Origin of the sequence: Nocardioides sp., assembly GCF_031422975.1 — a bacterium.
Classification (GTDB): Bacteria; Actinomycetota; Actinomycetes; order Propionibacteriales; family Nocardioidaceae; genus Nocardioides.
This window is the reverse complement of the sequence record NZ_JANPEO010000437.1, coordinates 1-8730: the sequence shown is the minus strand read 5'-3', so window position 1 is coordinate 8730 and position 8730 is coordinate 1. Positions and strand designations below refer to the sequence as shown.

Genomic DNA, 8730 nt, shown 5'->3' with positions numbered 1-8730 from the left:
TGGGGCGGCATCGAGCTGACGTGCGGGGTCGAGCTGCCTGCGGCGTACGACGACTTCGCGTCCTGCTCCGTGGTCGGCGGCGTCGGCTGGTTCCTGCCCCCGGCGCAGCTCAAGGACCCGTCGGCCGACATCCTCCTCACGGCGCTGACCTACTCGCCTCGCGTGAGCGTGCTCATCCCCGCCGCCCAGCGCGGCAGCGACGAGGTCCAGGCCGCGATCGCGTCGGCCATCCGGGAGACGCTGGCCGAGGGCGACCCCTGCCGCTAGTCAGCGCAGGCCGGTGTCGCGCTCGAGCGCAAGGGTGATCAGCCGGTCGACGAGCTCGCGATAGCTCACACCCGACTCGGCCCACATCTGCGGGAACATCGAGGTCGGCGTGAAGCCGGGCATCGTGTTCAGCTCGTTGATGATCAGGCTGTGGTCGGGCAGCACGAAGAAGTCCACGCGCGCCAGCCCCTCGCACGAGAGTGCCTCGAACGCGCGCACGGCCAGCCGCCGCAGCTCCTGCTCCACCTCCGGCGGCAGGTCGGCGGGCAGGTCGACCTCGGTGTCCTGGTCGGCGAGGTACTTCGCCTCGAAGTCGTAGAACTCATGGTCGGCGCCGATGCGCACCTCGGCCGGGCGGGAGGTCTCCGGGTCGCCGTCCGGCGTCGCGAGTACGCCGCACTCGACCTCGCGCCCGCCGACCACCGCCACCTCGACGAGCACCTTGGCGTCGTACTCCAGGGCGAGGTCGATGGCCTCGGCGATCTCGCCCCGCTCGTGGATCTTGCTGATGCCGATGCTCGAGCCACCGCGAGCGGGCTTGGCGAACGACGGGTAGTCGAGGGCGTGGATCCGCTCGACGGCCGAGACCCGGTCGGCCTGCCACTCGCGACGGGTGAGGGTGATCCCCGGCGTGACGGGCAGGCCGGCCGCCTCCAGGACGATCTTCATGTAGGCCTTGTCCATGCCGACGGCGGAGGCGAGGACGCCGGAGCCGACGTAGCGGACGCCCGCCATCTCGAGCATCCCCTGCAAGGTGCCGTCCTCGCCCCACGGGCCGTGGAGGAGCGGGAAGACGACGTCGACCGAGCCGAGGGTCTGCGGCACCTGGGCGGCCTCGGTCACGACCAGGTCCGTTGCTCCCGCGGCGCCCAGCAGCGCGACCATCGAGCGCGTCGCGTCGACCTCGGGCAGTGTCGACCCGCTGATGGCGAGCCGGGACGCGTCGTCGGCCTCGAGCACCCAGCGACCGTCCGTGGCGATGCCGACCGGGACGACGTCGTACTTCTCGCGATCGATCGCGGCCAGCACGCTGCCGGCCGTGACACAGGAGATGCCGTGTTCGCTGGACCGACCGCCGAAGACGACTGCGATGCGAGGCTTCTGGGTCTCGTTCATTGCGACGACCCTATCGGCCTACGCTGATCGACATGGCCGACGACCCGCTCACCCCCGCCTCCGCACTGCGACCCAGCACCATCGCCGTGACGGCCGGTCGGCCGGCCCACGTGCCGGATGCCCCTCTCAACGTGCCGATCACCATGGCGTCGACCTATGTGGCCGGCGGAGAGCTGGAGTACGGCCGCTACGCCAACCCGACGTGGACGGCACTGGAGGACGCCCTGGGCGCCCTCGAGGGGGGCCGCTGCCTGAGCTTCGCCTCGGGGATGGCCGCCGTGACGACGGTGCTCGACCTCGTCGGCACCGGTGCCAAGGTCGTCGCTCCCCGCCACTCCTACAGCGGCACGATCATGGCGCTCGCCGACCTCGAGTCGCGTGGCCGGGTCAAGGCCGAGCTCGTGGACATCACCGACACCGAGGCCGTCGTCAAGGCCTGCGACGACGCCGCCCTGGTCTGGCTCGAGTCACCGACCAACCCGGCACTGGAGGTGGCCGACATCGAGACGATCACCGCCGCCGCCCACGAGGCCGGGGCGTACGTCGCCGTGGACAACACCTTCGCCACTCCCCTGCTGCAGACGCCCCTGGGCCAGGGCGTCGACCTCGTCGTGCACTCGGCGACGAAGTACCTCGCCGGGCACAGCGACGTGCTGCTCGGCGCGATCTGCACGCGCGACGACGGGCTCTTCGGCGTGCTCAAGAATCGCCGTGACCTGATGGGCGCCATCCCCGGCGCGTTCGAGGCGTGGCTGGTGCTGCGCGGCATGCGCACCCTGCACGTCCGCGTCGAGCGGGCGCAGGCCAATGCGCAGGAGCTGGTCCGCCGCCTGCCCGACCACCCGGCCATCGCCGAGGTCCGTTACCCCGGCTTCGGCGGGATCGTCTCGATCGTGCTCGCGCAGGGCGCCATCGCCGCCGACCTCCTCACCCACAAGACGAAGTTGTGGGTGCACGCCACGTCGCTGGGCGGCGTGGAGTCGACGCTGGAGCGCCGTCGACGCTGGAAGGCCGAGGCGCCGACGATCCCCGAAGGCCTGGTCCGGCTGTCCGTCGGGATCGAGGACGTCGAGGACCTCTGGGAGGACCTCCGTGCGGCACTCGACGGGTGCGTCGGCTGAGTCGGCGCAAACCATCCCGCGAGGCGGCGCGAACCATCCCGCGAGTAGGCGCCTACTGGGCAGGAGGTTCGCGCCGACTCGGCGAGATCGAGCTAGTCCGTCTCGCTCTTCGTGTCGCGCGCGATGAAGCTGTTCATCATCTCCAGCGCGGTCATCCGTCCGTCGACCACTGCGTCGACGTGCAGGGCGATGGGTGCGTCGATGCCACTGCGCCGGGCGAGGGCCAGCAGCGACTTGCAGGACTTGGCACCCTCGGCCACCTGGGACGTGGAGGCGTAGATCTCCTCGGTCGTCATGCCCTTGCCGAGGTTCTCCCCGAACGTCCGGTTGCGCGAGAGCGGCGACGAGCACGTCGCCACCAGGTCACCGAGACCGGCCAGGCCCATCAGGGTCATCGGGTTGGCCCCCTGCGCCATCGCCAGCCGGGCCGTCTCGGCCAGTCCACGGGTGATCAGCGACGCGGTCGTGTTGTCGCCGAAGCCGAGGCCAACCGCCATCCCGACCGCCAGGCCGACGACGTTCTTGTAGGCGCCACCGATCTCGCAGCCCAGCACGTCCACGGACGTGTAGGGCCGGAACGCCGCGGTGTGGAAGGCCCGCTGCAGCTGCCGGGCGACGTCCTCGTCGGCACACGCGACCACGGAGGCCGCCGGCTCGCGGCGGGCGATCTCCTTGGCGAGATTGGGGCCGCTGACCACCGCGATCCGCTCGGGGCCGGCCCCGGTGACGTCGGCGATGACCTCGCTCATCCGCTTCAGCGAACCGAGCTCGACACCCTTCATCAAGGACACCATCGTGGCCTTCTCGGGGATCATCGGCGCCCACGACGTGAGGTTCTCGCGCAGGCTCTGGGACGGCACGGTGAGCACGACGATGTCGGCGTCCGCAGCGGCCTGCTCAGCGTCGGTGGTCGCCGTGACCGAGGGCGGCAGCTCGATGCCGGGAAGGTAGCCGGTGTTCTCCCGTTTGCCGTTGATCGCCTCGACGACCTCCTCGCGGCGCGCCCACAACGTGACGTCGTTGCCCGCGTCGCCGAGGACGACGGAGAACGCCGTACCCCACGAGCCGGCACTGAAGACGGCGATCTTGGTCATGAGCGGTCCTTCTTGTTCGGGTTGCCGGTCTGAGGGACCCCAGCCTTGCGTGGATCGAAGCGCTCGGCCGGCGGCTGCTCGCCGCGAAGCTCGGCGACGACGTCGGTGAGTGCGGTCATGATCCGTTCGGTGGTCTCATGGATGATCTGCGGGGTCTTCGGCAGCGCGCGCAGTTCGTCGATCGGCACCGGGTCCCCCGCCTTCATCGTGACGTGCTTGCGCGGGAGCAGGTGGGGTCTGGTGGCATAGGGATAGAGGATGTCCTGGACGCCCCAGTGGCCGAGGGGGATGACGGGCACTCCCGTCGCGAGCGCGATCCGTGCGGCGCCCGACTTCCCGGTCATCGGCCACAGGTCGGGGTCTCGCGTCAGCGTGCCCTCCGGATAGACCACGACGCACTCGCCGTCGTTGACGGCCTGAACCGCCGCGTCGTATGCGCCGATCGCATCCTTGGACAGCCGCTCGACCGGGATCTGGCCAGCAGAGCTGAGGATGGTGCCCACGAATCTCGTGCGGAACAGCCCCGACTTCGCGAGGTAGCGCGGGATCCGGCCGTGGTCGTAGAGGAAGTGGGCCGTCAGCAGCGGGTCGAGGTGCGAGATGTGGTTGGCGACGACGATGCAACCGCCGGTCGCGGGGATCTTCTCGCCGTCGATCCAGGTGCGCGTCGTCGCCGCCAACACGGCCGGCTTGATGGTGACGACGGCGAAGTCGACCGCCCAGCCACGTTTGCTCTGCACTTTGCGAACCGACACGCGAGACCCTCCTGATCGTCGGTGAGCAGGCTACTCGCAACGATGCGAGGATCGGTCCCGATATGGCTCCCCTGTCCCCACCGAGATCCTTCGTCGTGATCGTGCCGGTCAAGCCCCCGGCGCGCGGCAAGTCGCGCCTCGACGCGCTCCCGGCCGGCCAGCGCCGCGACCTTGCCGCCGCATTCGCCCGGGACACGGTGGCCGCTGCTCGCAAGACGCCAGACGTCGAGATCGTCCTCGTCGTCACCGATGACTTCCGTTTCGCCGCGGACCTGCGCGCCGACGGCTGCGAGGTCATCCCCGACGGAGTCTCGCAGGACCTGAACGCGACCCTGCGCCAGGCCGCCGCAGAGGCCGGACGGCGGTGGCCCGACGCCGTGCCGGTCGCGCTGTGCGCCGACCTGCCCTGCCTGTCGAGCCAGGACCTCGCCGCCGCCCTGGCGGAGGTGGACGGTCCCGCGTTCGTGCGCGACGCCGCCGGCTCGGGTACGACGATGTATGCCGCTCCGCGCGCGAACTTCGAGCCGTCCTTCGGCGTGAACTCGGCCGCTCGGCACGCCACCCACGGCGCGCGTGAGATCGGCTCCCCGGTGCCGACCCTGCGCCTCGACGTCGACGAACCGGCCGACCTCGTCGAGGCCATCGTGCTCGGCGTCGGGGCGCACACCGCTCAGGTGTGGCGGCGACGAGCGCAGTGATGGCGGGCCACCCGAGGGTGACCCGCCATCAACGCTTGTCGATCAGGACTTCTTGGCTGCGGCCTTCTTCGCCGTTGCCTTCTTGGCCGGTGCCTTCTTCGCCGCTGTGGTCTTCGCGGGTGCCGCCTTGGCAGCGGTCTTCGCGGGTGCCGCCTTCTTGGCCGACACCTTCTTGGCCGGTGCCTTCTTCGCCGCGGAGGTCTTCGCGGGTGCCGCCTTCTTGGCCGGCGCCTTCTTGGCCGGTGCCGCCTTCTTGGTCGCAGCTGCCTTGGCCGGGGCTGCCTTCTTGGCCGGGGCCGCATTCTTCGACGTGGTGGCCTTCTTGGCGGCTGCCCCGGCAACGGCGGACGCCGCAGCCGCGACGGCCCGCACGGACGGGGGCTTGGGCATGTTCGCGGCGGTCAGCCTCTCGAGCTTCTTCGCCCCGCTGATGATGTTCTTCAACTCCTGGCCGGCCGTGAACTTGGGCACCGACTTCTTCTTCGACTTCATCCGCTCGCCCGTCTGAGGGTTGCGCACCCAGCGGGCGTTGCGCACGGTCTTCTCGAACGAGCCGAACCCGGTGATGGCGACCTTCTCGCCTCGGGCGACCTCACGCGTGATGGTGTCGAGCACCGACTCGAGCGCGTGCGAGGCCTGCCTGCGGTTGCCCTCATATCGCGCGGCAAGTGCGTCGATGAGCTGTGTCTTGTTCACTAGCTTCCCTTCCAATGAACCAATGGCACCGAGCCTGTGCCCGGCGTTCTGCTTGGCACGCTAGGCATTAGTGGCATGGGTCACAATCACCACGGGGTGTTTCCGACCGCTTTTCTTGCGGAGCGGTTCGGTGCCGTGGAAGGTTCAGCGACCGCTCAGACCCGTTGGGTAGCGGGTTTCCAGCTCGGTCGGGTGCTTTCGTACGCCGCAATGTCGGCGTCGTGACCCAGGGTGATGCCCACATCGTCGAGACCCTCGAGCAGGCGCCAGCGCGTGTAGTCGTCGATGTCGAAGGAGTCCACGATCGCGTCGGCACCCTCGCCGGCCCTGACAGTGCGGCTCTCCAGGTCGACGGTGACGCTCGCGCCGGGGAACTCGTCGAGGTGGTCCCAGATGCGCTGGACGACCTTCTCGTCGACCTGCGCGGCGACCAGGCCGGCCTTGCCGGAGTTGCCTCGGAAGATGTCGGCGAAGCGCGAGGAGATCACGGCCTTGAAGCCGTAGTTCTGCAAGGCCCACACGGCGTGCTCGCGCGATGAGCCGGTGCCGAAGTCCGGCCCGGCCACGAGCACGGTGGCGCCGGTGTACTCGGGCTTGTTGAGCACGAACTCCGGGTCGTTGCGCCAGGCGGCGAACAGCCCGTCCTCGAACCCGTCGCGGGTGACGCGCTTGAGATAGACCGCCGGGATGATCTGGTCGGTGTCGACGTTGCTGCGCTTGAGCGGCATCGCGACACCCGTGTGTGCGCTGAACTTCTCCATGACTCAGACCTCCAGGCTGACGAGGTCAGCAGGTGACGACAGGGTGCCGCGCACGGCCGTGGCGGCAGCGACGGGGATGGACACCAGGTGGGTGCGACCACCCTTGCCCTGACGGCCTTCGAAGTTGCGGTTGGACGTCGAGGCGCTACGTTCGCCGACGGCCAGCTGGTCGGGGTTCATGCCGAGACACATCGAGCAGCCCGCGCCTCGCCATTCGGCTCCGGCCTCGATGAAGATCTTGTCCAGCCCTTCCTCCATGGCCTGGAGGCGCACGCGAACCGAGCCCGGCACGACGAGCAGACGCGTGCCCTCGGCGACCTTGTGGCCCTCGATGATCTCGGCGGCCAGGCGCAGGTCCTCGATGCGACCGTTGGTGCACGAGCCCACGAAGACGGTGTCGACGCGGACCTCACGCATCGGGGTGCCGGCCTCGAGACCCATGTACTTCAGCGCGTTCTCGGCGGCGATGCGCTCGGACTCCTCCTCGAAGTCTGCCGGCGCCGGCACCCGCCCACCGAGAGGAACGCCCTGGCCCGGGTTGGTCCCCCAGGTGACGAACGGCGTCATCGTCGAGGCGTCGAGAACGATCTCCTCGTCGAACGTCGCGTCGGCGTCGGTGACCAGCGTCTGCCAGTGCGCGACGGCGGCGTCCCAGTCGGCGCCCCTCGGCGCTTCGGGCTTGCCCTCGATGTAGTCGAACGTGGTCTGGTCGGGCGCGATCAGCCCGGCCTTGGCGCCCCACTCGATGCTCATGTTGCACACGGTCATCCGACCCTCCATCGAGAGCTCCTCGATGGCCTGGCCGCGATATTCCACGATGTAGCCCTGGCCGCCACCGGTGCCGGTGTGGGTGATCAGGGTCAGCACCATGTCCTTGGCGGTGACGCCGGCGGGCAACGATCCGTTGATCGTGACGGCCATCGTCTTCGGCTTGGCCTGCATCAGCGTCTGGGTGGCGAGCACGTGCTCGACCTCGGACGTGCCGATGCCGAAGGCGATCGCGCCGAACGCGCCGTGGGTGCTGGTGTGGCTGTCGCCGCAGACGATCGTCATGCCCGGCTGGGTGAGGCCGAGCTGCGGGCCGACGACGTGCACGATGCCCTGCTCGACGTCACCGAGCGGGTGGAGGCGGACGCCGAAATCGGCGGCGTTCTTGCGCAGCGTGTCGACCTGGGTCTTGGAGACCGGGTCGGCGATCGGCTTGTCCCAGTCGATGGTGGGGACGTTGTGGTCCTCGGTCGCCAGCGTCAGGTCGGGACGGCGGACCTGGCGGCCCGCCAGCCGCAGACCGTCGAACGCCTGCGGCGACGTCACCTCGTGGATGAGGTGCAGGTCGATGTAGAGAAGGTCGGGCTCCCCGGGGGCACTACGGACGACGTGTTCGTCCCACACCTTCTCGGCCAGGGTCTTGCCCATTGTCTTGCTCCTTCTCGCGTGAGAGTTGGTCGTACGCCGTCGCGCGGGCCATCGATCGGATTTGCCCCGCGCAGGTGGAGGTCTTCGACACTACCGCTTGCATCCCATGATCTGAGACGGCAGTATTGCTATATGGACAATACTAGCGGAGTCGGAGTGCTCGACAAAGCCGCCTTGGTGCTCTCAGCCCTCGAGGCTGGACCAGCCACTTTGGCAGGCCTGGTTGCGGGCACGGGATTGGCCCGGCCGACCGCCCACCGACTCGCCGTCGCTCTCGAACACCATCGTCTCGTTGCGCGCGATATGCAAGGACGCTTCGTTCTTGGGCCACGGTTGTCAGAGCTGTCTGCGGCCGCTGGCGAGGACCGATTGTTAGCCGCGGCCGGACCGATCCTGGCGCGCTTGCGTGACATCACCGGCGAATCCGCTCAGTTGTGGCGCCGACAAGGCGAACACCGAGTGTGTGTGGCCGCAGCCGAACGCCCGTCTGGTTTGCGCGACACGATCCCGGTCGGTTCGCAGTTGACGATGCGGGCAGGGTCGGCTGCCCAGGTGTTGCTGGCCTGGGAGGACCCTGAGCGGATGCATCGGGGCCTGCAGAACGCGGCGTACTCCGCAACGGCTCTGTCCGGCATTCGGCGTCGGGGCTGGGCCCAATCGATCGGGGAACGCGAGCAAGGCGTTGCCTCCGTTTCTGCGCCTGTTCGCTCCCCCGGCGGCAAGATCATCGCAGCCGTGTCCGTGTCCGGACCGCTCGAACGCCTCTCGCGTCAGCCCGGTCGCATGCACGCCCCCGCCGTACTCGC

The 8730-nt window shown here is 69.3% G+C and carries 10 protein-coding genes; 4 read left to right on the top strand and 6 right to left on the bottom strand.

The features are described 5' to 3' along the window. The coding region (locus tag RMO85_RS13200) for a DUF3515 family protein (RefSeq protein WP_310529186.1) at positions 1-267 on the top strand (267 nt) is incomplete at its 5' end. Here RMO85_RS13200 and RMO85_RS13195 read toward each other — a convergent pair. Continuing rightward, positions 268-1383 carry a D-alanine--D-alanine ligase family protein gene (locus RMO85_RS13195; protein WP_310529185.1) on the bottom strand — a complete coding sequence of 372 codons (1116 nt, stop codon included), beginning with the start codon at positions 1381-1383 and terminating at the stop codon, positions 268-270. It lies immediately after the preceding gene. A gap of 32 nt (positions 1384-1415) precedes the next feature. Between RMO85_RS13195 and RMO85_RS13190 the strand changes: the two genes are divergently transcribed. Continuing rightward, positions 1416-2504, top strand: a complete 1089-nt coding sequence (locus RMO85_RS13190) for a PLP-dependent transferase (protein ID WP_310529184.1) — start codon at positions 1416-1418, stop codon at positions 2502-2504. A gap of 92 nt (positions 2505-2596) precedes the next feature. Here RMO85_RS13190 and RMO85_RS13185 read toward each other — a convergent pair whose 3' ends face one another. Together RMO85_RS13185 and RMO85_RS13180 are read right to left on the bottom strand one after the other, a co-directional pair. Further along, positions 2597-3598, bottom strand: a complete 1002-nt coding sequence (locus RMO85_RS13185; protein WP_310529183.1) for an NAD(P)H-dependent glycerol-3-phosphate dehydrogenase — start codon at positions 3596-3598, stop codon at positions 2597-2599. Then, positions 3595-4353, bottom strand: a complete 759-nt coding sequence (locus RMO85_RS13180; protein WP_310529182.1) for a lysophospholipid acyltransferase family protein — start codon at positions 4351-4353, stop codon at positions 3595-3597. Before RMO85_RS13180 ends, RMO85_RS13185 begins: the two co-directional genes overlap by 4 nt. 62 nt (positions 4354-4415) lie before the next feature. Between RMO85_RS13180 and cofC the strand changes: the two genes are divergently transcribed. After that, positions 4416-5051 (top strand): 2-phospho-L-lactate guanylyltransferase, encoded by a 636-nt coding sequence (gene cofC / locus RMO85_RS13175; protein WP_310529181.1) that lies wholly within the window; start codon positions 4416-4418, stop codon positions 5049-5051. Positions 5052-5093: 42 nt separating this feature from the next. Here cofC and RMO85_RS13170 read toward each other — a convergent pair whose 3' ends face one another. From RMO85_RS13170 to leuC, 3 genes are all read right to left on the bottom strand, one after another. Then, entirely contained in the window at positions 5094-5747 is a 654-nt protein-coding gene (locus RMO85_RS13170) for an HU family DNA-binding protein (RefSeq protein ID WP_310529180.1), read from the bottom strand. Between the two features lie 155 nt (positions 5748-5902). Then, positions 5903-6508 carry a 3-isopropylmalate dehydratase small subunit gene (leuD, locus tag RMO85_RS13165; RefSeq protein ID WP_310529179.1) on the bottom strand — a complete coding sequence of 202 codons (606 nt, stop codon included), beginning with the start codon at positions 6506-6508 and terminating at the stop codon, positions 5903-5905. 3 nt (positions 6509-6511) lie between these two features. Continuing rightward, positions 6512-7924, bottom strand: coding sequence for a 3-isopropylmalate dehydratase large subunit (leuC, locus tag RMO85_RS13160; protein ID WP_310529178.1), 1413 nt, complete (start codon positions 7922-7924; stop codon positions 6512-6514). A gap of 132 nt (positions 7925-8056) precedes the next feature. Between leuC and RMO85_RS13155 the strand changes: the two genes are divergently transcribed. Further along, on the top strand, positions 8057-8730 hold a 674-nt coding region (locus tag RMO85_RS13155; RefSeq protein WP_310529177.1), incomplete at its 3' end, for an IclR family transcriptional regulator.